This window comes from Pseudomonas moorei (assembly GCF_042846945.1).
Taxonomy (GTDB): domain Bacteria; phylum Pseudomonadota; class Gammaproteobacteria; order Pseudomonadales; family Pseudomonadaceae; genus Aquipseudomonas; species Aquipseudomonas moorei.
On sequence record NZ_AP035776.1, the window covers coordinates 643,619 to 664,172 of the forward strand.

The window sequence follows — 20,554 nt, forward strand, 5'->3', positions numbered from 1 at the left end:
TCAAGAAAAAGCCCCTGTCACTTCATCAGTGACAGGGGCTTTTTTATATACGCCGCCATCAGGTGTGCGATTGCAGGTAGTTCTCGAGACCGATCAACTTGATGAGACCCAACTGCTTTTCCAGCCAGTAGGTGTGATCTTCTTCGGTGTCATTGAGCTGAACACGCAAGATCTCGCGACTGACGTAGTCCCTGTGCTGCTCGCACAGCTCGATGCCTTTGCACAGTGCTGCACGGACCTTGTACTCAAGACGCAGATCAGCCTCAAGCATCTCAGGCACTGTGGTGCCCACATCAAGATCATCCGGACGCATGCGTGGCGTGCCTTCCAGCATCAGGATCCGACGCATCAGCGCATCGGCATGCCCGGCTTCTTCTTCCATTTCATGATTGATACGTTCGTAGAGCTTGGTGAATCCCCAGTCCTCGTACATCCGCGAATGGACGAAATATTGATCACGCGCGGCCAGTTCGCCGGTCAGCAACGTGTTGAGGTAATCGATAACGTCTGGGTGGCCTTGCATCGCCCTACATCTCCCTGCTTGAAAGTCTGTAGTTTGAACCAACCCGCTTGGCAGGTCACTCGATTACGCAATAAAAGCGAAGATATTCTGAGAAAAGTAGCTTAATTAACGCAAAAACCGCCCAATCAAGGGCGGTTCTGCTTCTCATTTAGACTACGTTAAGCTGTACGTTGAGCTGCTTTGCGATTGCTTCTCCATACGCCGGATCGGCCTTGAAGAAATGCTGCAACTGGCGATCAACTACATCACTTGATACACCTGCCATCGCGCCGGCGATGTTGCTCACCAATAACGCACGCTGCTCGTCACTCATCAAGCGAAACAGCGCACCGGCATGGCTGTAGTAATCGGTATCTTCACGATGATCGTAGCGATCAGCCGAACCGTTCAACGCTAAAGCGGGCTCAGCGTAACGAGAAGCCTGCTTCGGCGAATCGACATAACTGTTCGGTTCGTAGTTCGGAGCCGCACCGCCATTGGAACCCAACGCCATCGAACCATCGCGCTGATAGCTGTTAACCGGGCTGCGTGGTGCATTCACCGGCAACTGCTGATTGTTGGTGCCGACGCGATAGCGGTGAGCATCCGCGTAAGCGAAAACACGGCCTTGCAGCATTCGGTCTGGCGACAGACCGACGCCTGGCACCATGTTGCTCGGACCAAAGGCCGCTTGCTCGACCTCCGCGAAGTAATTGAGCGGATTGCGATTGAGCTCCAGTTCACCGACTTCAATCAACGGGAATTCTTTCTGCGACCAGGTTTTGGTCACGTCGAATGGGTTCTCATAATGCGCGGCGGCTTGAGCCTCAGTCATGATCTGGATGCACACACGCCATTTTGGAAAGTCACCACGCTCGATAGCGTTGAACAGGTCCCGTTGGGCGTAATCCGGGTCAGTACCGGCAAGGCGCGCTGCTTCCGCCGGTGCCAGGTTCTTGATCCCCTGCAGAGTCTTGTAGTGCCATTTCACCCAATGACGCTCGCCTGTGGCGCTGATCAGGCTATAGGTATGGCTGCCAAAGCCGTGCATATGACGATAGCCATCAGGAATGCCCCGGTCCGAAAACAGAATGGTGATCTGATGCAGTGCCTCGGGCGAATACGACCAGAAGTCCCACATCGCCTGCGCACTTTTGAGGTTGCTTTGCGGCAAACGCTTTTGCGTATGGATGAAGTCCGGGAATTTCAGCGGATCGCGGATGAAAAACACTGGGGTGTTGTTGCCAACGATGTCCCAGTTACCTTCCTCGGTGTAGAACTTCAACGCAAAGCCACGAGGGTCGCGCTCGGTATCAGCGGAACCTCGCTCACCACCTACGGTGGAAAAACGTAGAAATGTTGGCGTTTGTTTGCCCACTGCCTCGAACAGCTTGGCGCTGGTGTAGCGAGTGATGTCACGCGTCACAGTAAATGTGCCGTAAGCACCCGAGCCTTTGGCGTGAACACGACGCTCTGGAATGTTTTCACGGTTGAAGTGTGCAAGCTTCTCGATCAGGTGGAAATCGTCGAGCAGCAGAGGACCACGAGGGCCGGCGGAGCGAGAATTCTGGTTGTCGGCGACAGGAGCGCCACTGGCGGTTGTAAGTGTTTTGTTCTGGCTCATGCGTCTCTTCCTTTGTCAGTCTTGAACTGCCGGCGAATCGGCTTGGAGGGAGTATTGATCATCATCATGACAGCCACAAATTCATTAACTTGCTGACATCGATAGATAATTACTAATGATCAACCCACGGATATAGTGCCGACCGGGAAGGTTTGAAGCTTGTACGTAGAGCGCATTTCTAACAGGCACAAAAAACCGGGCGCTAGGCCCGGTTTCTTGTTTCAGACTGACGTCTTACTCAGCGGATACAGCTTCACCGCCGACAGCACGATCAACCAACTCGACGTACGCCATAGGCGCGTTGTCGCCAGCGCGGAAACCGCACTTGAGGATGCGCAGGTAGCCACCCTCACGGGTAGCGTAACGCTTGCCCAGGTCGTTGAAGAGCTTACCAACGATAGCTTTCGAACGAGTACGGTCGAAAGCCAGACGGCGGTTAGCCAGGCTGTCTGTCTTGGCCAGAGTGATCAGCGGCTCAGCAACGCGGCGCAGTTCTTTGGCTTTTGGCAGAGTAGTTTTGATCAGCTCGTGCTCGAACAGCGACACCGCCATGTTCTGGAACATGGCCTTGCGGTGCGAGCTGGTGCGGCTGAGGTGACGACCACTTTTACGATGACGCATGGTTCATTCCTTACCAAACACTACGTTCGGTGATTACGACGATCAGGCAGTCGCCTTGTCGTCCTTCTTAAGACTTGCAGGCGGCCAGTTGTCGAGGCGCATGCCGAGGGACAGACCGCGGGAGGCCAGAACGTCCTTGATTTCAGTCAAGGATTTCTTGCCAAGGTTCGGAGTCTTCAACAGTTCTACTTCGGTACGCTGAATCAGGTCGCCGATGTAGTAAATGTTTTCCGCCTTAAGGCAGTTAGCCGAACGTACAGTCAGTTCCAGATCGTCAACCGGGCGAAGCAGGATCGGATCGATCTCGTCTTCTTGCTCGATTACCACTGGTTCGCTGTCACCCTTGAGGTCGACAAACGCAGCCAACTGCTGTTGCAGGATGGTTGCGGCGCGGCGGATAGCCTCTTCAGGATCCAGAGTACCGTTGGTTTCCAGATCAATAACCAGCTTGTCCAGGTTAGTACGCTGCTCGACACGGGCGTTTTCCACCACGTATGCGATACGGCGAACCGGGCTGAACGAAGAGTCAAGCTGCAAGCGACCGATGCTGCGGCTTTCGTCTTCATCGCTCTGACGCGAGTCTGCCGGTTCATAACCACGACCACGAGCTACAACGAGCTTCATGTTCAGGGCGCCGTTAGACGCCAGGTTAGCGATTACGTGATCGGGGTTAACGATCTCGACATCATGATCCAGCTGAATATCGGCAGCGGTAACCACCCCCGAACCCTTCTTCGACAAGGTCAGCGTAACTTCGTCACGGCCGTGCAGCTTGATAGCCAGACCTTTAAGGTTCAACAGGATTTCAATTACGTCTTCCTGTACACCTTCGATGGCGCTGTACTCGTGGAGCACACCGTCAATCTCGGCCTCGACTACTGCACAGCCGGGCATTGAGGACAACAGGATGCGGCGCAGCGCGTTGCCCAGGGTGTGGCCAAAACCACGCTCGAGAGGCTCGAGAGTGATCTTGGCGCGGGTTGGACTGACAACCTGCACATCAATGTGGCGGGGTGTCAGGAACTCATTTACCGAAATCTGCATGGATGCACCTATTTTCTAGCCCTTACTTGGAGTAGAGCTCGACAATCAGGCTTTCGTTGATGTCGGCGGACAGATCACTGCGAGCTGGAACGTTCTTGAAAACGCCCGACTTCTTCTCAGTGTCTACTTCTACCCATTCTACGCGGCCACGTTGGGCACACAGATCGAGAGCTTGGACAATGCGAAGTTGGTTTTTTGCTTTCTCGCGGACAGCAACCACGTCACCAGCACGAACCTGGTAGGACGGAACGTTAACGGTTTGACCGTTTACGCTGATCGACTTGTGCGATACCAGCTGACGGGATTCGGCACGAGTCGAACCAAAGCCCATACGGTATACAACGTTGTCCAGACGGCATTCGAGCAGTTGCAACAGGTTTTCGCCAGTTGCGCCTTTCTTGCCAGCAGCTTCTTTGTAGTAGCCGCTGAATTGACGCTCGAGAACGCCGTAGATACGACGGACCTTCTGCTTTTCACGCAGTTGGGTGCCGTAATCGGACTGGCGACCGCGGCGTTGGCCGTGGATACCAGGTGCTGCTTCAATGTTGCACTTCGATTCGATCGCGCGCACGCCGCTCTTCAGGAAGAGATCGGTGCCTTCGCGACGAGCGAGTTTGCATTTTGGACCAATGTAACGAGCCATTCTTTACAATCTCCTGGATTACACGCGGCGCTTCTTCGGCGGACGGCACCCGTTGTGCGGGATTGGCGTCACGTCGGTGATGCTGGCGATCTTGTAGCCACAGCCGTTCAAAGCGCGGACTGCGGATTCACGACCTGGACCTGGACCTTTGACGTTTACGTCGAGGTTTTTCAGGCCGTATTCCAGCGCAGCTTGACCAGCACGTTCAGCAGCTACTTGAGCAGCAAACGGGGTGGACTTGCGGGAACCGCGGAAACCCGAACCACCGGAGGTAGCCCAGGAAAGAGCGTTACCTTGACGGTCGGTAATGGTCACGATGGTGTTGTTAAAAGATGCATGGATGTGGGCGATGCCATCAACCACTGTCTTTTTAACTTTTTTACGAGGACGAGCAGCAGGTTTTGCCATGATTAATTTCCTGTCGATTCGCTGGGGCGATTACTTGCGGATCGGCTTACGCGGACCTTTACGGGTACGCGCGTTGGTCTTGGTACGCTGACCGCGTACTGGCAGACCACGACGATGACGCAGACCGCGATAGCAACCGAGGTCCATCAAGCGCTTGATTTTCATGTTGATTTCGCGACGCAGGTCACCTTCAGTGGTGAACTTCGCCACTTCGCCACGCAGCTGTTCAATTTGCTCGTCGCTCAGATCCTTGATCTTTGCTGCTGGGTTTACCCCAGTATCTGCACAAATTTTCTGTGCAGTAGTGCGACCAACACCATAGATGTAGGTCAGCGAGATAACAGTATGCTTGTTATCTGGAATGTTAACGCCTGCAATACGGGCCATTCAGTGGGACTCCAATTGACAGCTACCTACGCCCCGGAAGCCAAGAAATAGGGCGCGAGATAATATCGCTGTAATAACAAATAATCAACCCGGCAGCGCACTAGCTGCCGGGCTTGAAGCACAATCACACTCAGCCTTGGCGCTGTTTGTGACGCGGTTCCGCGCTGCAAATTACTCGAACAACACCTTCGCGGCGAATAATCTTGCAGTTACGGCACAGCTTTTTCACCGATGCACGAACTTTCATCACCAACTCCTCGAACCTTATGGGTACTCAGCGCAACATGCCGCTGCCGTAACCCTTCAGGTTGGCTTTCTTCATCAGGGATTCGTACTGGTGCGAAACGAGGTGCGATTGTACTTGGGACATGAAGTCCATCACAACCACGACCACGATCAGCAACGAGGTCCCGCCAAGGTAGAACGGAACGTTGGCTGCAACCACCAGGAACTGGGGCAACAGGCAGACGGCCGTCATGTAAAGAGCACCGAACATGGTCAAGCGAGTCAGAACGCCATCAATGTAGCGCGCAGACTGCTCACCTGGACGGATGCCCGGAATAAAGGCACCGGACTTCTTCAGGTTTTCCGCTACGTCTTTCGGATTGAACATCAACGCCGTATAGAAGAAGCAGAAGAAAATAATCCCTGCACTAAACAGCAGAATATTCAACGGCTGACCAGGAGCGATCGACTGCGAGATGTCCTGCAACCAGCCCATACCTTCAGACTGACCGAACCAGGCACCCAACGAAGCCGGGAACAGCAAAATGCTGCTCGCGAAAATAGCCGGAATAACACCGGCCATGTTCACCTTCAGCGGCAAGTGGCTGGTCTGCGCAGCGAAGACCTTCCGGCCCTGCTGACGCTTGGCGTAGTGAACAGCAATACGACGCTGACCACGCTCAATGAACACCACGAAACCGATAATCGCTACTGCCAGCAAACCGATGGCAACCAGGGCGAAGATGTTGATATCACCCTGACGTGCAGACTCGAAAGACTGCCCGATCGCCCTCGGAAGACCGGCGACGATACCCGAAAAAATCAACATCGAGATACCGTTGCCAACACCACGCTCAGTAATCTGCTCACCCAGCCACATCATGAACATCGCACCAGCCACAAAAGTGGATACCGCGACGAAATGGAAGCCAAAGTCACCAGTGAACGCTACGCCCTGCCCCGCCAGACCAATGGACATGCCAATGGCCTGAACGAGAGCGAGGACGACAGTGCCGTAGCGGGTGTACTGGCTGATCTTGCGACGGCCAGCTTCACCTTCCTTCTTCAACTGCTCCAGCTGCGGGCTGACGGCGGTCATCAGCTGCATGATGATCGATGCCGAAATGTACGGCATGATCCCCAATGCAAAGATGCTCATCCGTTCCAGCGCGCCGCCGGAAAACATGTTGAACAAGCTAAGAATGGTCCCCTCATTCTGTCGAAACAGGTCCGCGAGACGGTCCGGGTTGATACCTGGAACCGGGATGTGTGCGCCTATTCGGTAGACGATAATCGCCAGGAACAGAAAACGCAGACGAGCCCAGAGTTCAGACATACCGCCTTTGCCGAGCGCAGAGAGAGCACCTTGCTTAGCCATTTATTCCTCGAACTTGCCGCCAGCTGCTTCGATAGCCGCACGCGCACCTTTGGTGGCGCCGATTCCCTTGCCGATAGTAACAGCGCGAGTCACTTCACCGGACAGCATGATTTTCACACGCTGAACGTTGACGTTGATCACGTTGGCATCTTTCAGGGACTGCACGGTGACGATGTCGCCTTCCACTTTAGCCAGCTCGGACAGACGCACTTCTGCGCGATCCATGGCCTTCAGGGAAACGAAACCGAACTTCGGCAGGCGACGATGCAGCGGCTGTTGACCGCCTTCAAAGCCTGGAGCAATGGTGCCACCGGAGCGGGAAGTCTGACCTTTGTGACCACGGCCACCAGTCTTACCCAAACCACTACCGATACCACGGCCCGGACGATGCTTTTCGCGACGGGAACCCGGCGCTGGACTCAGATCATTGAGTTTCATCGATTAACCCTCGACACGCAGCATGTAGTAAGCCTTGTTGATCATCCCGCGATTCTCGGGAGTATCCTGGACTTCTACAGTGTGACCGATGCGACGCAGACCCAGACCCTTAACGCACAGTTTGTGGTTAGGGATGCGGCCGGTCATGCTTTTGATCAGCGTAACTTTAACGGTAGCCATGATCAGAAGATCTCCTTGACGCTTTTGCCACGCTTGGCGGCAATGGATTCAGGAGACTGCATAGCTTTCAAACCTTTGAAAGTGGCGTGAACCACGTTTACCGGGTTAGTCGAGCCGTAGCACTTGGCCAGAACGTTCTGAACGCCAGCAACTTCGAGAACGGCACGCATAGCGCCGCCAGCGATGATACCGGTACCTTCAGAAGCAGGCTGCATGTACACCTTCGAAGCGCCGTGAGCGGACTTCATTGCGTACTGCAGAGTGGTGCCGTTCAGATCAACCTGGATCATGTTGCGGCGAGCAGCTTCCATTGCCTTCTGGATCGCAGCAGGCACTTCACGCGACTTGCCACGGCCGAAGCCAACACGCCCTTTACCATCACCAACCACGGTCAACGCGGTGAAAGTGAAGATACGGCCGCCTTTAACGGTTTTGGCTACGCGGTTAACTTGAACCAGCTTCTCGATGTAGCCTTCGTCGCGCTTTTGGTCGTTATTTGACATAACTTAGAACTCCAGCCCAGCTTCACGAGCAGCATCAGCCAGCGCTTTAACGCGGCCGTGGTACTTGAAGCCAGAGCGGTCGAAAGCCACCTGCGAGACGCCAGCGGCCTTAGCACGCGTAGCGACCAGCTGGCCAACCTTAGTGGCCGCGTCGATGTTGCCAGTGGCGCCATCACGCAGTTCTTTATCCAAAGTCGAGGCGCTTGCCAGGACTTTGTTGCCGTCGGCCGAAATGACCTGGGCGTAGATGTGCTGCGAAGAGCGGAACACGCAGAGACGCACGACTTCGAGTTCGTGCATTTTCAGGCGTGCTTTGCGAGCGCGACGCAGTCGAGTAACTTTTTTGTCGGTCATTTGCTATGCCCTACTTCTTCTTGGCTTCTTTACGACGGACGACTTCGTCCGCGTAGCGCACACCTTTGCCTTTGTACGGCTCTGGTGGACGGAAGTCGCGGATCTCGGCGGCCACTTGACCTACCAGCTGCTTGTCGATGCCCTTGATCAGGATATCGGTCTGGCTAGGAGTCTCAGCGGTGATGCCTTCCGGCAGTTCGTAATCCACTGGATGCGAGAAGCCAAGAGCCAGGTTCAGCACTGTGCCTTTTGCTTGCGCTTTGTAACCAACACCGACCAGCTGGAGCTTGCGCTCGAAGCCTTGGCTTACGCCTTGGACCATGTTGTTTACCAACGCACGAGTGGTACCAGCCATTGCGCGAGTCTGTTGATCGCCATTGCGAGCAGCAAAACGCAGCTCACCAGCTTCTTCAACGATCTCAACGGACGAATGGATGTTCAGTTCGAGAGTGCCCTTGGCACCCTTCACCGAAAGCTGTTGGCCTGCGAATTTTACTTCGACACCGGCTGGCAGCTTAACGGGGTTCTTAGCGACGCGAGACATGCTTATCCCCCCTTAGAACACAGTGCAAAGAACTTCGCCGCCGACACCGGCAGCGCGCGCAGCACGATCAGTCATCACACCTTTGTTGGTGGAGACGATAGACACACCGAGACCGCCACGAACTTTCGGCAGATCTTCGACGGACTTGTACTGACGCAGGCCTGGACGGCTAACGCGCTTCACTTCTTCGATAACCGGACGGCCTTCGAAGTATTTCAGCTCGATAGACAGCAGTGGCTTGGTTTCGCTGCTGATCTGATAACCCGCGATGTAACCTTCGTCCTTCAGGACTTTGGCAACAGCTACCTTCAACGTGGAAGATGGCATGCTTACGACGGACTTTTCAGCCATCTGGGCATTACGGATTCGAGTTAGCATGTCCGCTAACGGGTCCTGCATACTCATGGGCTAGACGCTCCTAATACAGAAAAATTAGCCTTGCGGCTACTACGTGTCGCCGAGAATCTCCGAGCATAGAAAACACGGGCTCAGGCGAGCCGGGTATTCTAGACACACCCCAGAAATGAATCAAGCCCCAAAAGGGGCTTGATCCAGATTCAAGGCCACCAGTGGTCAGGATCTTGCAATCCTGAACACCGAGACTTTGACAGTACTTACCAGCTGGCTTTAACCAGACCAGGTACGTCACCACGCATTGCCGCTTCACGCAGTTTGTTACGGCCGAGGCCGAACTTGCGGTAAACGCCGTGTGGACGACCGGTCAGGCGGCAGCGGTTACGCATGCGCGAAGCGCTTGCGTCACGTGGCTGCTTCTGCAGGGCTACTGTAGCTTCCCAACGCGCTTCTGGACTTGCGTTCAGATCAACGATGATAGCTTTCAGTGCTGCACGCTTTTTGGCGTACTTGGCAACCGTAAGCTGACGCTTCAGCTCGCGGTTTTTCATGCTCATCTTGGCCATGGTCCTACTCCAATCAGTTGCGGAACGGGAATTTGAACGCACGCAGCAGAGCGCGGCCTTCATCATCGTTCTTGGCAGTGGTGGTCAGGGTGATGTCCAGACCGCGGAGAGCATCGATCTTGTCGTAGTCGATTTCCGGGAAGATGATCTGCTCTTTCACGCCCATGCTGTAGTTACCACGACCATCGAAGGACTTGGCATTCAGGCCGCGGAAGTCGCGAACCCGTGGCAGGGAGATCGACAGCAGACGATCCAGGAACTCGTACATACGCTCACGGCGCAGGGTCACTTTGACACCGATCGGCCAACCTTCACGGACTTTAAAGCCAGCGATGGATTTGCGAGCGTAGGTCACAACGACTTTCTGGCCGGTGATCTTTTCCAGGTCAGCAACAGCGTGCTCGATGACTTTTTTGTCGCCGATCGCTTCGCCCAGACCCATGTTCAGGGTGATTTTGGTAACGCGCGGAACTTCCATCACGTTCGAAAGCTTAAGTTCTTCCTTAAGTTTCGGAGCGATTTCCTTCCGGTAAATCTCTTTTAGTCGTGCCATGGTCTTCTACCTAGCAGTGTTCAAGCATCAACCGCTTTTTGGGTCGACTTGAAGACACGAATTTTCTTACCGTCTTCTACTTTGAAACCAACGCGGTCAGCCTTGTTGGTTTCGCCGTTGAAGATGGCGACGTTGGAAGCGTGCAGTGGCGCTTCTTTCTCGACGATACCGCCTTGTACGCCCGACATCGGGTTAGGCTTGGTATGGCGCTTGACCAGGTTCAGACCACCAACAACCAGACGGTTGTCAGCAAGAACCTTCAGCACCTTACCGCGCTTACCTTTGTCTTTGCCGGCGATCACGATGATCTCGTCGTCACGACGAATCTTTTGCATGTCGGATCTCCTTACAGCACTTCTGGGGCGAGCGAGACGATCTTCATGAACTTCTCAGTACGAAGTTCACGGGTCACTGGCCCAAAGATACGGGTGCCGATTGGCTCTTGCTTGTTGTTCAGAAGAACAGCAGCGTTGCCATCAAAGCGGATAATGGAGCCATCAGCACGACGTACGCCGTGACGAGTGCGGACTACAACAGCAGTCATCACTTGGCCTTTTTTCACTTTACCGCGAGGAATTGCTTCCTTGACGGTTACTTTGATGATGTCACCGATACCAGCGTAACGACGATGGGAGCCACCCAGCACCTTGATGCACATAACGCGGCGAGCGCCGCTGTTATCGGCCACATCGAGCATGGATTGAGTCTGAATCATATAATTTCTCCGACCCCTAGTCCTTAGACTTCCACAGCGCGTTCGAGAACATCAACCAGCGCCCAAGACTTGGTCTTGGCCAAAGGACGAGTTTCACGAATAGTGACTTTGTCGCCGATGTGGCACTGATTGGTTTCGTCGTGCGCGTGCAGCTTAGTCGAACGCTTAACGTATTTACCGTAGATCGGGTGCTTAACGCGACGCTCAATCAGAACGGTGATGGTTTTGTCCATCTTGTCGCTGACAACACGGCCAGTCAGCGTACGGACAGTTTTTTCGGCTTCAGCCATGATTACTTACCTGCCTGCTGGTTGAGCACAGTCTTCACGCGAGCGATGTCACGCTTAACTTGCGAGAGCAGATGAGACTGCCCCAACTGGCCAGTTGCTTTCTGCATACGCAGATTGAACTGGTCGCGCAGCAAGCCGAGCAGTTGCTCGTTCAGCTGCTGTGCGGATTTTTCACGAAGTTCATTCGCTTTCATCACATCACCGTCCGTTTAACAAAGGAGGTGGCGAGCGGCAGCTTTGCAGCAGCCAGGGCGAAAGCCTCACGCGCCAGCTCTTCAGAAACACCCTCGATTTCATACAGGACTTTGCCTGGCTGAATCTGGGCAACCCAGTATTCGACGTTACCCTTACCTTTACCCATCCGAACTTCGAGTGGCTTCTTGGAAATAGGCTTGTCCGGGAATACACGGATCCAGATCTTGCCACCACGTTTTACGTGACGGGTCAGAGCACGACGCGCTGACTCGATCTGACGAGCGGTGAGACGACCACGAGCAACAGACTTCAGCGCGAACTCGCCGAAGCTGACTTTGCTACCGCGCAATGCCAGGCCACGGTTGTGACCAGTCATTTGCTTGCGGAACTTCGTACGCTTTGGTTGCAACATTTGGCGTACCCCTTACTTAGCAGCTTTTTTACGAGGCGCTGGTGCTTGTGGTTTCAGTTCTTCTTGGCGACCACCAATTACTTCGCCTTTGAAGATCCAAACCTTTACACCGATCACACCGTAGGTGGTGTGAGCTTCGTAGTTGGCATAGTCGATGTCGGCACGCAGGGTGTGCAGTGGCACACGACCTTCGCGATACCATTCAGTACGTGCGATTTCAGCACCGCCGAGACGACCGCTCACTTGGATTTTGATGCCTTTGGCACCAATGCGCATTGCGTTCTGTACAGCGCGCTTCATGGCGCGACGGAACATAACGCGACGCTCCAGCTGCTGAGCTACGCTCTGCGCAACCAGCATACCGTCGAGTTCCGGCTTGCGGATCTCTTCGATATTGATGTGCACAGGCACACCCATTTGCTTGGTCAGGTCCTGGCGCAGTTTCTCAACATCTTCACCTTTCTTCCCGATAACGATACCTGGACGAGCGGTGTGGATGGTGATACGTGCAGTTTGGGCCGGACGATGGATATCGATACGGCTTACGGACGCGCTTTTTAGTTTGTCTTGGAGATACTCACGCACCTTCAGATCAGCGAACAAGTAGTCCGCATAAGTCCGACCGTCTGCGTACCAGACGGAGGTGTGCTCCTTGACGATTCCCAGGCGAATGCCAATGGGATGTACTTTCTGACCCATCTCTTCGACTCCGTTACTTGTCAGCAACCTTGACAGTGATATGGCAAGACCGCTTGACGATGCGATCAGCACGGCCTTTGGCACGCGGCATGATGCGCTTCAGCGAACGCCCTTCGTTAACGAAAACGGTGCTGACTTTCAGGTCATCAACGTCTGCGCCTTCGTTATGCTCGGCGTTGGCTACGGCCGACTCCAGCACTTTCTTCATGATCTCGGCGGCTTTCTTACTGCTGAAAGCCAACAGGTTGAGCGCTTCGCCCACCTTCTTCCCGCGGATCTGGTCGGCGACCAAGCGGGCTTTCTGGGCGGAGATTCGAGCGCCCGACAACTTAGCGGCTACTTCCATTTCCTAACCCCTTAACGCTTGGCTTTCTTGTCTGCCACGTGCCCGCGATAAGTGCGGGTACCGGCGAACTCGCCCAGTTTGTGGCCGACCATGTCTTCGTTAACGAGAACTGGGACGTGTTGACGACCGTTGTGTACTGCGATGGTCAGACCGACCATTTGTGGCAGGATCATCGAGCGACGCGACCAGGTTTTAACTGGTTTGCGATCGTTCTTTTCCGCCGCCACTTCGATCTTCTTCAGTAGGTGAAGATCGATAAAAGGACCTTTTTTCAGAGAACGTGGCACTGTCGTATCCCTCTATTTACTTGCGACGACGGACGATCATTTTGTCGGTACGCTTATTACCACGAGTCTTCGCGCCCTTAGTCGGGAAGCCCCATGGCGATACCGGATGACGACCACCAGAGGTACGACCTTCACCACCACCATGTGGGTGGTCAACCGGGTTCATGGCAACACCACGAACGGTTGGGCGAACGCCACGCCAGCGTTTGGCACCAGCTTTACCCAACGAACGCAGGCTGTGCTCGGAGTTCGAGACTTCGCCCAGGGTCGCGCGGCATTCAGCCAGCACTTTACGCATCTCACCAGAACGCAGACGCAGGGTCACGTAGACACCTTCACGAGCGATCAGCTGAGCCGAAGCACCAGCGGAACGAGCGATCTGTGCGCCTTTACCTGGCTTCAATTCGATGCCGTGTACGGTGCTACCAACTGGAATGTTACGCAGTTGCAGAGCGTTGCCCGGCTTGATCGGTGCCAGAGCACCTGCGATCAGCTGGTCGCCAGCGCTCACGCCTTTAGGGGCGATGATGTAGCGACGCTCGCCATCTGCGTACAGCAGCAGAGCGATGTGAGCAGTACGGTTTGGATCGTATTCGATACGCTCGACAGTGGCAGCGATGCCATCTTTGTCGTTGCGACGGAAATCGACCAGACGATAATGCTGCTTATGACCACCACCGATGTGACGAGTGGTAATACGGCCATTGTTGTTACGACCACCAGACTTCGACTTCTTCTCGAGCAGCGGTGCGTGAGGAGCGCCTTTATGCAGCTCCTGGTTGACCACCTTGACCACAAAACGGCGGCCAGGGGAAGTCGGTTTGCATTTAACGATTGCCATGATGCACCCCTTCCTTACTCAGCACTGCTGCTGAAATCGAGATCTTGGCCTGGCTGAAGGGAGATAACTGCCTTCTTCCAGTCATTACGCTTGCCCAGACCGCGAGCAGTGCGCTTGCTCTTACCCAGAACGTTCAGGGTAGTGACGCGCTCTACTTTCACGCTGAACAGGCTTTCGACGGCCTTCTTGATTTCCAGCTTGGTTGCATCAGTAGCAACCTTGAAAACGAACTGGCCTTTCTTGTCTGCCAGAACCGTAGCCTTCTCGGAAACGTGCGGGCCAAGCAGAACTTTAAATACGCGTTCCTGGTTCATCCCAGCAGCTCCTCGAATTTCTTCACGGCCGACACGGTGATCAACACCTTGTCGTATGCGATCAGACTAACTGGATCGGAACCTTGCACATCACGTACATCTACGTGTGGCAGGTTACGAGCAGCCAGGTACAGGTTCTGATCAACAGCGTCCGACACGATCAATACATCGGTCAGGCTCATGTTGTTCAGCTTGCCCAGCAGGTCTTTGGTTTTCGGCGTTTCAACAGCGAAATCCTGAACCACGACCAGACGATCAGTACGCACCAGCTCAGCAAGAATGGAACGCATTGCCGCGCGATACATCTTCTTGTTCAGCTTCTGGGAGTGATCCTGAGGACGAGCTGCGAAAGTGGTACCGCCGCCACGCCAGATTGGGCTACGGATAGTACCGGCACGAGCACGGCCAGTACCTTTCTGACGCCATGGGCGCTTACCGCCACCAGAAACGTCGGAACGGGTCTTTTGCTGCTTGCTACCTTGACGGCCGCCAGCCATGTAGGCCACGACTGCTTGGTGAACCAGCGTCTCGTTGAATTCGCCGCCAAATGTCAGTTCGGAAACTTCGATCGCTTGAGCGTCATTTACATTTAATTGCATGTCAGCTTCCCCTTAACCGCGAGCCTTGGCTGCTGGACGTACAACCAAGTTGCCGCCAGTAGCGCCAGGAACAGCGCCCTTGACCAACAACAGATTGCGTTCAGCGTCCACGCGCACTACTTCGAGGGACTGCACGGTCACGCGCTCAGCGCCCATATGACCGGACATTTTTTTGCCCTTGAATACACGACCAGGAGTCTGGCACTGGCCGATAGAGCCTGGAACGCGGTGGGATACGGAGTTACCGTGGGTGTTATCTTGCCCGCGGAAGTTCCAACGCTTGATCGTACCCTGAAAGCCCTTACCCTTGGACTGACCGGTTACATCAACCAGTTGACCAGCGGCAAAGATTTCAGCGTTGATCAGATCGCCGGCCTGGTACTCGCCTTCTTCAAGGCGGAATTCCATTACGGTACGACCAGCGGCTACGTTCGCCTTAGCGAAGTGGCCAGCCTGAGCTGCTGTTACACGCGAAGCGCGACGCTCGCCGACAGTGACTTGCACTGCACGATAGCCATCGGTCTCTTCAGTTTTGAACTGGGTGACGCGATTCGGCTCGATCTCAATGACCGTGACCGGAATGGAGACACCTTCTTCGGTGAAAATACGGGTCATACCGCATTTACGACCGACTACACCAATAGTCATGTTGTAAACCTCATGAGTGTACGGGGCTTTCACCCGCTATGGCCGCCCATTTCAGAGCGTTACACGACTAAGACCGAGTCTTAGCCGAGGCTGATCTGCACTTCCACACCGGCCGCAAGATCAAGCTTCATAAGTGCATCAACGGTTTTATCCGTTGGCTGGACGATGTCCAGAACGCGCTTATGAGTACGGATCTCGTACTGGTCACGCGCGTCTTTGTTGACGTGCGGGGAGACCAGAACGGTGAACCGCTCTTTACGGGTAGGCAGTGGAATTGGACCACGCACTTGAGCACCAGTACGTTTCGCGGTTTCCACGATTTCCTGGGTGGATTGGTCGATCAGGCGATGGTCGAAAGCCTTCAACCTGATACGGATTTGCTGATTTTGCATTGGATTTCAGACTCCGGCTGCTATTCCCACCGGGCGCAATACGCCCGTTAAAAGGAGGCGCAATTCTATAGACGCCCCCGATAGGTGTCAACCCAATAAAAAAGCCCCCGCTGAGCGGGGGCTTTTTCAAAGCATCAAAGCTGACTCGAAAAGAGCTTACTCGATGATTTTAGCTACAACGCCAGCACCAACGGTACGGCCGCCTTCACGGATAGCGAAGCGCAGACCGTCTTCCATTGCGATGGTTTTGATCAGGGTAACAGTCATTTGAATGTTATCGCCTGGCATTACCATTTCAACGCCTTCTGGCAGCTCGCAGTTACCAGTCACGTCAGTAGTACGGAAGTAGAACTGTGGACGGTAGCCTTTGAAGAACGGAGTGTGACGACCGCCTTCTTCCTTGCTCAGAACGTAAACTTCTGCAGTGAACTTGGTGTGCGGCTTAACCGAACCCGGCTTAACCAGAACCTGGCCACGCTCAACGTCGTCACGCTTGGTACCACGCAGCAGAACGCCGCAGTTCTCGCCAGCACGACCTTCGTCGAGCAGCTTGCGGAACATCTCAACACCGGTGCAGGTGGTGGTGGTGGTGTCACGCAGACCAACGATTTCCAGAGCATCTTGAACGCGAACGATACCGCGCTCGATACGACCAGTCACAACAGTACCACGACCGGAGATCGAGAATACGTCTTCGATTGGCATCAGGAATGGCTTGTCGATAGCACGCTCTGGCTCTGGGATGTAGCTGTCCAGAGTCTCAACCAGCTTACGAACGGCAGTGGTGCCCATTTCGTTGTCGTCCAGACCTTCCAACGCCATACGGGCAGAGCCGATGATGATTGGAGTGTCATCGCCTGGGAAGTCGTAAGTGCTCAGCAGATCGCGCACTTCCATCTCAACCAGCTCCAGCAGCTCAGCGTCGTCTACCAGGTCAGCCTTGTTCAGGAAAACCACGATGTACGGAACGCCTACCTGACGGGACAGCAGGATGTGCTCACGAGTTTGTGGCATCGGACCATCAGCGGCCGAGCAAACCAGGATCGCGCCGTCCATCTGGGCAGCACCAGTGATCATGTTCTTCACGTAGTCAGCGTGACCTGGGCAGTCAACGTGAGCGTAGTGACGAATGTTCGAGTTGTACTCAACGTGTGCGGTGTTGATGGTGATACCGCGAGCTTTCTCTTCTGGTGCGCTGTCGATCTTGTCGAAGTCAACACGAGCCGAACCGAAAACTTCGGAGCAGACGCGAGTCAGAGCAGCGGTCAGAGTGGTTTTACCGTGGTCAACGTGACCGATAGTGCCAACGTTGACGTGCGGTAGGGAACGATCAAATTTTTCTTTAGCCACGACAATTAACTCCTTGCCTAAAGGACTGAATCAGCCTTGTTTTTTGGTAACGGTTTCGACGATGTGCGACGGAGCCGTATTGTATTTTTTGAATTCCATAGAGTAGCTTGCGCGACCCTGGGACATCGAACGAACGTCGGTCGCATAACCGAACATCTCGCCCAACGGAACTTCAGCACGGATAACCTTACCGGAAACCGTATCTTCCATACCCAGAATCATGCCGCGACGACGGTTAAGGTCGCCCATCACGTCACCCATATAGTCTTCAGGCGTAACAACCTCTACCGCCATGATCGGCTCAAGCAACTCACCACCGCCCTTTTGGGCCAGTTGCTTGGTCGCCATGGAAGCAGCCACCTTAAACGCCATCTCGTTCGAGTCGACGTCGTGGTAAGAACCATCAAACACGGTAGCCTTCAGGCCGATCAGCGGATAGCCGGCAACAACACCGTTCTTCATCTGCTCTTCGATACCCTTCTGGATAGCCGGGATGTATTCCTTAGGAACCACACCACCCACTACTTCGTTCAGGAATTGCAGACCTTCCTGACCTTCGTCAGCAGGTGCAAAACGGATCCAGCAATGACCGAACTGGCCACGACCGCCGGACTGACGAACGAACTTGCCTTCGATTTCGCAACTCTTCGTGATGCGCTCACGATAGGAAACCTGAGGCTTACCGATGTTGGCTTCGACGTTGAACTCACGGCGCATCCGGTCAACCAGGATGTCCAGGTGCAACTCGCCCATGCCGGAGATGATCGTTTGACCAGTCTCTTCATCAGTTTTGACGCGGAAAGACGGGTCTTCCTGAGCAAGCTTGCCCAGAGCGATACCCATTTTTTCCTGGTCATCCTTGGTCTTGGGCTCAACGGCTACCGAAATAACCGGTTCCGGGAAGTCCATACGAACCAGGATGATTGGCTTGTCAGCGTTGCACAAAGTTTCACCAGTGGTGACGTCCTTCATGCCGATCAAGGCCGCGATGTCACCAGCGCGCACTTCCTTGATTTCTTCGCGGGCGTTTGCATGCATTTGCACCATACGACCCACACGCTCTTTCTTGCCTTTAACCGAGTTGATCACGCCGTCGCCGGAGGCCAACACGCCCGAGTAAACACGGACAAAGGTCAAGGTACCCACGAATGGGTCGGTAGCGATCTTGAACGCCAGAGCCGAGAACGGCTCATTGTCGTCTGCGTGACGCTCCATCTGCTTTTCCTCGTCATCCGGGTCAGTACCCTTGATGGCAGGAATGTCAGTTGGAGCAGGCAGGTAGTCAATAACGGCGTCGAGAACCAGGGGAACACCCTTGTTCTTGAAGGAAGAACCGCAAACAGCCAGAACGATCTCACCAGCGATGGTACGCTGACGCAGAGCGGCCTTGATTTCCTCGATGGAGAGTTCTTCGCCTTCGAGGTACTTGTTCATCAGCTCTTCGCTAGCTTCGGCCGCAGCCTCAACCATGTTGCTGCGCCACTCTTCAGCCAGCTCCTGCAGCTCAGAAGGGATAGGCTCGCGACGTGGAGTCATGCCCTTGTCAGCATCGTTCCAGTAAACCGCTTCCATGGTCATCAGATCAATCTGACCCTGGAAGTTGTCCTCGGAACCGATAGCCAACTGGATCGGCACCGGAGTGTGACCCAGACGCTGCTTGATCTGAGCGATCACGCGCAGGAAGTTCGCACCGGCACGGTCCATCTTGTTCACGTAAACAATACGTGGAACACCGTACTTGTTGGCTTGACGCCATACGGTTTCGGACTGAGGCTCAACGCCGGAAGTACCACAGAACACAACGACCGCGCCGTCGAGTACACGCAGGGAACGTTCAACTTCAATGGTGAAGTCTACGTGACCCGGGGTGTCAATGACGTTGAAGCGGTATTGGTCTTTGTGCTGCTTAGCAGAACCCTGCCAGAAGGCGGTAATAGCAGCAGAAGTAATGGTAATACCACGCTCCTGCTCCTGCACCATCCAGTCTGTGGTCGCGGCGCCGTCATGCACCTCGCCCATCTTGTGACTTTTGCCAGTGTAAAAAAGGACGCGCTCGGTGGTGGTGGTTTTACCAGCATCCACGTGAGCAACGATACCAATGTTACGGTAGCGATTAATCGGTGTAGTACGAGCCATAAAGCCCTCGCAAAATTAGTGACGCTAAAATTAGAAGCGGTAGTGCGAGAAAGCTTTGTTAGCTTCAGCCATACGGTGCACGTCTTCACGCTTCTTAACTGCAGCACCTTTACCTTCGGCAGCGTCCAGCAGTTCGCCAGCCAAACGCAGAGCCATAGACTTCTCGCCGCGCTTACGGGCGAAGTCTACCAACCAGCGCATTGCCAGAGCGTTACGACGGGACGGACGAACTTCAACCGGAACCTGGTAAGTAGCACCGCCTACACGGCGCGACTTTACTTCGACCAGCGGAGCGATGGCGTCGAGAGCTTTCTCGAAGATTTCCAGGGGGTCGCTGTTCTTGCGTTCTTTAACCTTTTCCAGCGCGCCATAAACGATACGCTCGGCAACGGCTTTCTTACCGCTTTCCATCACGTGGTTCATGAACTTGGCCAGGATTTGGCTTCCGTATTTTGGATCGTCAAGCACTTCGCGCTTGGCTGCTACGCGTCTTCTTGGCATGGATAAGCCCTCAAACGGTCTTCAGGTTCGCTCGGAATCGGTGCCCTTGACGGGACGCCTCCGACCTTACTCTTATCGACTCAGAAAAATAGAAATCAGTTTTTTGCAGCAAGCGACTATTACTTCGGACGCTTGGTACCGTACTTCGAACGACCCTGGTTACGACCTTTAACGCCGGAAGTATCCAAAGAACCGCGTACGGTGTGGTAACGAACACCTGGCAAGTCTTTTACACGACCGCCGCGGATCAGTACCACGCTGTGCTCTTGCAGGTTGTGGCCTTCACCGCCGATGTACGAGGAAACCTCGAAACCGTTGGTCAGACGCACACGGCATACTTTACGCAGTGCCGAGTTAGGTTTTTTCGGCGTAGTGGTGTACACACGGGTGCACACGCCACGACGTTGCGGGCAGTTCTGCAGCGCAGGCACGTCGGATTTCTCGACGATACGCTTACGCGGCTGACGTACCAGCTGGTTGATAGTTGCCATCTACTAGCTCCACT

The 20,554-nt window shown here is 54.5% G+C and carries 34 protein-coding genes; all 34 read right to left on the minus strand.

Translation table 11 applies throughout. The features are described from left to right. Window positions 1-58: 58 nt before the first annotated feature. Window positions 59-523, minus strand: a complete 465-nt coding sequence (gene bfr / locus ACGJAX_RS03080; protein ID WP_247254549.1) for a bacterioferritin — start codon at window positions 521-523, stop codon at window positions 59-61. Between the two features lie 148 nt (window positions 524-671). Then, entirely contained in the window at window positions 672-2,126 is a 1,455-nt protein-coding gene (locus ACGJAX_RS03085; RefSeq protein WP_390957395.1) for a catalase, read from the minus strand. 234 nt (window positions 2,127-2,360) lie between these two features. Next, window positions 2,361-2,747, minus strand: a complete 387-nt coding sequence (rplQ, locus tag ACGJAX_RS03090) for a 50S ribosomal protein L17 (protein ID WP_007924175.1) — start codon at window positions 2,745-2,747, stop codon at window positions 2,361-2,363. A gap of 42 nt (window positions 2,748-2,789) precedes the next feature. Continuing rightward, on the minus strand, window positions 2,790-3,791 hold the full coding sequence (locus ACGJAX_RS03095; RefSeq protein ID WP_007924176.1) for a DNA-directed RNA polymerase subunit alpha: 1,002 nt from the start codon (window positions 3,789-3,791) through the stop codon (window positions 2,790-2,792). A gap of 22 nt (window positions 3,792-3,813) precedes the next feature. After that, on the minus strand, window positions 3,814-4,434 hold the full coding sequence (gene rpsD / locus ACGJAX_RS03100; protein ID WP_003176404.1) for a 30S ribosomal protein S4: 621 nt from the start codon (window positions 4,432-4,434) through the stop codon (window positions 3,814-3,816). Window positions 4,435-4,452: 18 nt separating this feature from the next. Next, the gene (gene rpsK / locus ACGJAX_RS03105; protein WP_002555466.1) at window positions 4,453-4,842 is read right to left on the minus strand and encodes a 30S ribosomal protein S11; all 390 of its coding nucleotides are present in this window, start codon (window positions 4,840-4,842) and stop codon (window positions 4,453-4,455) included. Between the two features lie 30 nt (window positions 4,843-4,872). Continuing rightward, window positions 4,873-5,229, minus strand: a complete 357-nt coding sequence (gene rpsM / locus ACGJAX_RS03110; protein ID WP_008374135.1) for a 30S ribosomal protein S13 — start codon at window positions 5,227-5,229, stop codon at window positions 4,873-4,875. A gap of 130 nt (window positions 5,230-5,359) precedes the next feature. Further along, a complete protein-coding gene (rpmJ, locus tag ACGJAX_RS03115) occupies window positions 5,360-5,476 on the minus strand; it encodes a 50S ribosomal protein L36 (RefSeq protein WP_002555468.1) in 117 nt (38 codons plus the stop codon). A 27-nt stretch (window positions 5,477-5,503) separates the two neighbouring features. After that, on the minus strand, window positions 5,504-6,832 hold the full coding sequence (secY, locus tag ACGJAX_RS03120; protein ID WP_003228718.1) for a preprotein translocase subunit SecY: 1,329 nt from the start codon (window positions 6,830-6,832) through the stop codon (window positions 5,504-5,506). Beyond that, window positions 6,833-7,270: a 50S ribosomal protein L15 gene (gene rplO / locus ACGJAX_RS03125; RefSeq protein WP_003228720.1), complete on the minus strand. Its 438-nt coding sequence runs from the start codon at window positions 7,268-7,270 to the stop codon at window positions 6,833-6,835. A 3-nt stretch (window positions 7,271-7,273) separates the two neighbouring features. Further along, on the minus strand, window positions 7,274-7,450 hold the full coding sequence (gene rpmD, locus ACGJAX_RS03130; RefSeq protein ID WP_003176408.1) for a 50S ribosomal protein L30: 177 nt from the start codon (window positions 7,448-7,450) through the stop codon (window positions 7,274-7,276). Between the two features lie 2 nt (window positions 7,451-7,452). Continuing rightward, complete coding sequence (gene rpsE, locus ACGJAX_RS03135; protein WP_003186035.1) at window positions 7,453-7,953, minus strand: 30S ribosomal protein S5; 501 nt, start codon at window positions 7,951-7,953, stop codon at window positions 7,453-7,455. 3 nt (window positions 7,954-7,956) lie between these two features. Beyond that, entirely contained in the window at window positions 7,957-8,307 is a 351-nt protein-coding gene (gene rplR / locus ACGJAX_RS03140) for a 50S ribosomal protein L18 (RefSeq protein WP_003186037.1), read from the minus strand. 10 nt (window positions 8,308-8,317) lie between these two features. Continuing rightward, window positions 8,318-8,851 carry a 50S ribosomal protein L6 gene (gene rplF / locus ACGJAX_RS03145; protein ID WP_003176412.1) on the minus strand — a complete coding sequence of 178 codons (534 nt, stop codon included), beginning with the start codon at window positions 8,849-8,851 and terminating at the stop codon, window positions 8,318-8,320. 12 nt (window positions 8,852-8,863) lie between these two features. Next, on the minus strand, window positions 8,864-9,256 hold the full coding sequence (gene rpsH, locus ACGJAX_RS03150; RefSeq protein ID WP_003228724.1) for a 30S ribosomal protein S8: 393 nt from the start codon (window positions 9,254-9,256) through the stop codon (window positions 8,864-8,866). 209 nt (window positions 9,257-9,465) lie between these two features. Next, window positions 9,466-9,771, minus strand: a complete 306-nt coding sequence (rpsN, locus tag ACGJAX_RS03155) for a 30S ribosomal protein S14 (RefSeq protein ID WP_003176414.1) — start codon at window positions 9,769-9,771, stop codon at window positions 9,466-9,468. Window positions 9,772-9,784: 13 nt separating this feature from the next. Continuing rightward, window positions 9,785-10,324, minus strand: coding sequence for a 50S ribosomal protein L5 (gene rplE, locus ACGJAX_RS03160; RefSeq protein WP_003210069.1), 540 nt, complete (start codon window positions 10,322-10,324; stop codon window positions 9,785-9,787). A gap of 20 nt (window positions 10,325-10,344) precedes the next feature. Beyond that, window positions 10,345-10,659, minus strand: a complete 315-nt coding sequence (gene rplX / locus ACGJAX_RS03165; protein ID WP_003186046.1) for a 50S ribosomal protein L24 — start codon at window positions 10,657-10,659, stop codon at window positions 10,345-10,347. Window positions 10,660-10,670: 11 nt separating this feature from the next. Then, window positions 10,671-11,039, minus strand: a complete 369-nt coding sequence (rplN, locus tag ACGJAX_RS03170; protein WP_002555479.1) for a 50S ribosomal protein L14 — start codon at window positions 11,037-11,039, stop codon at window positions 10,671-10,673. A 23-nt stretch (window positions 11,040-11,062) separates the two neighbouring features. Next, a complete protein-coding gene (gene rpsQ / locus ACGJAX_RS03175; RefSeq protein WP_003176419.1) occupies window positions 11,063-11,329 on the minus strand; it encodes a 30S ribosomal protein S17 in 267 nt (88 codons plus the stop codon). Window positions 11,330-11,331: 2 nt separating this feature from the next. Next, the gene (gene rpmC / locus ACGJAX_RS03180; protein ID WP_002555481.1) at window positions 11,332-11,523 is read right to left on the minus strand and encodes a 50S ribosomal protein L29; all 192 of its coding nucleotides are present in this window, start codon (window positions 11,521-11,523) and stop codon (window positions 11,332-11,334) included. Beyond that, window positions 11,523-11,936, minus strand: coding sequence for a 50S ribosomal protein L16 (gene rplP / locus ACGJAX_RS03185; RefSeq protein WP_003228729.1), 414 nt, complete (start codon window positions 11,934-11,936; stop codon window positions 11,523-11,525). Before rplP ends, rpmC begins: the two co-directional genes overlap by 1 nt. A gap of 12 nt (window positions 11,937-11,948) precedes the next feature. Beyond that, window positions 11,949-12,635 (minus strand): 30S ribosomal protein S3, encoded by a 687-nt coding sequence (rpsC, locus tag ACGJAX_RS03190; RefSeq protein ID WP_003176422.1) that lies wholly within the window; start codon window positions 12,633-12,635, stop codon window positions 11,949-11,951. 13 nt (window positions 12,636-12,648) lie between these two features. Then, on the minus strand, window positions 12,649-12,981 hold the full coding sequence (rplV, locus tag ACGJAX_RS03195) for a 50S ribosomal protein L22 (protein ID WP_003103908.1): 333 nt from the start codon (window positions 12,979-12,981) through the stop codon (window positions 12,649-12,651). 11 nt (window positions 12,982-12,992) lie between these two features. Then, window positions 12,993-13,268, minus strand: a complete 276-nt coding sequence (gene rpsS / locus ACGJAX_RS03200; protein WP_002555486.1) for a 30S ribosomal protein S19 — start codon at window positions 13,266-13,268, stop codon at window positions 12,993-12,995. A 16-nt stretch (window positions 13,269-13,284) separates the two neighbouring features. Continuing rightward, window positions 13,285-14,109 carry a 50S ribosomal protein L2 gene (rplB, locus tag ACGJAX_RS03205; RefSeq protein ID WP_003186055.1) on the minus strand — a complete coding sequence of 275 codons (825 nt, stop codon included), beginning with the start codon at window positions 14,107-14,109 and terminating at the stop codon, window positions 13,285-13,287. Between the two features lie 14 nt (window positions 14,110-14,123). Beyond that, complete coding sequence (rplW, locus tag ACGJAX_RS03210) at window positions 14,124-14,423, minus strand: 50S ribosomal protein L23 (protein WP_002555488.1); 300 nt, start codon at window positions 14,421-14,423, stop codon at window positions 14,124-14,126. Beyond that, complete coding sequence (gene rplD / locus ACGJAX_RS03215) at window positions 14,420-15,022, minus strand: 50S ribosomal protein L4 (RefSeq protein WP_007924200.1); 603 nt, start codon at window positions 15,020-15,022, stop codon at window positions 14,420-14,422. Before rplD ends, rplW begins: the two co-directional genes overlap by 4 nt. 12 nt (window positions 15,023-15,034) lie before the next feature. Beyond that, window positions 15,035-15,670, minus strand: a complete 636-nt coding sequence (rplC, locus tag ACGJAX_RS03220; RefSeq protein ID WP_003186059.1) for a 50S ribosomal protein L3 — start codon at window positions 15,668-15,670, stop codon at window positions 15,035-15,037. A gap of 80 nt (window positions 15,671-15,750) precedes the next feature. Then, window positions 15,751-16,062: a 30S ribosomal protein S10 gene (gene rpsJ / locus ACGJAX_RS03225; RefSeq protein ID WP_003186070.1), complete on the minus strand. Its 312-nt coding sequence runs from the start codon at window positions 16,060-16,062 to the stop codon at window positions 15,751-15,753. 156 nt (window positions 16,063-16,218) lie between these two features. Beyond that, window positions 16,219-17,412, minus strand: coding sequence for an elongation factor Tu (gene tuf, locus ACGJAX_RS03230; RefSeq protein ID WP_090325641.1), 1,194 nt, complete (start codon window positions 17,410-17,412; stop codon window positions 16,219-16,221). Window positions 17,413-17,442: 30 nt separating this feature from the next. After that, complete coding sequence (gene fusA, locus ACGJAX_RS03235; RefSeq protein WP_247254547.1) at window positions 17,443-19,548, minus strand: elongation factor G; 2,106 nt, start codon at window positions 19,546-19,548, stop codon at window positions 17,443-17,445. A 30-nt stretch (window positions 19,549-19,578) separates the two neighbouring features. Further along, window positions 19,579-20,049 (minus strand): 30S ribosomal protein S7, encoded by a 471-nt coding sequence (gene rpsG / locus ACGJAX_RS03240; protein ID WP_002555493.1) that lies wholly within the window; start codon window positions 20,047-20,049, stop codon window positions 19,579-19,581. Window positions 20,050-20,168: 119 nt separating this feature from the next. Next, entirely contained in the window at window positions 20,169-20,540 is a 372-nt protein-coding gene (gene rpsL, locus ACGJAX_RS03245; RefSeq protein WP_003186084.1) for a 30S ribosomal protein S12, read from the minus strand. Window positions 20,541-20,554: the final 14 nt, after the last annotated feature.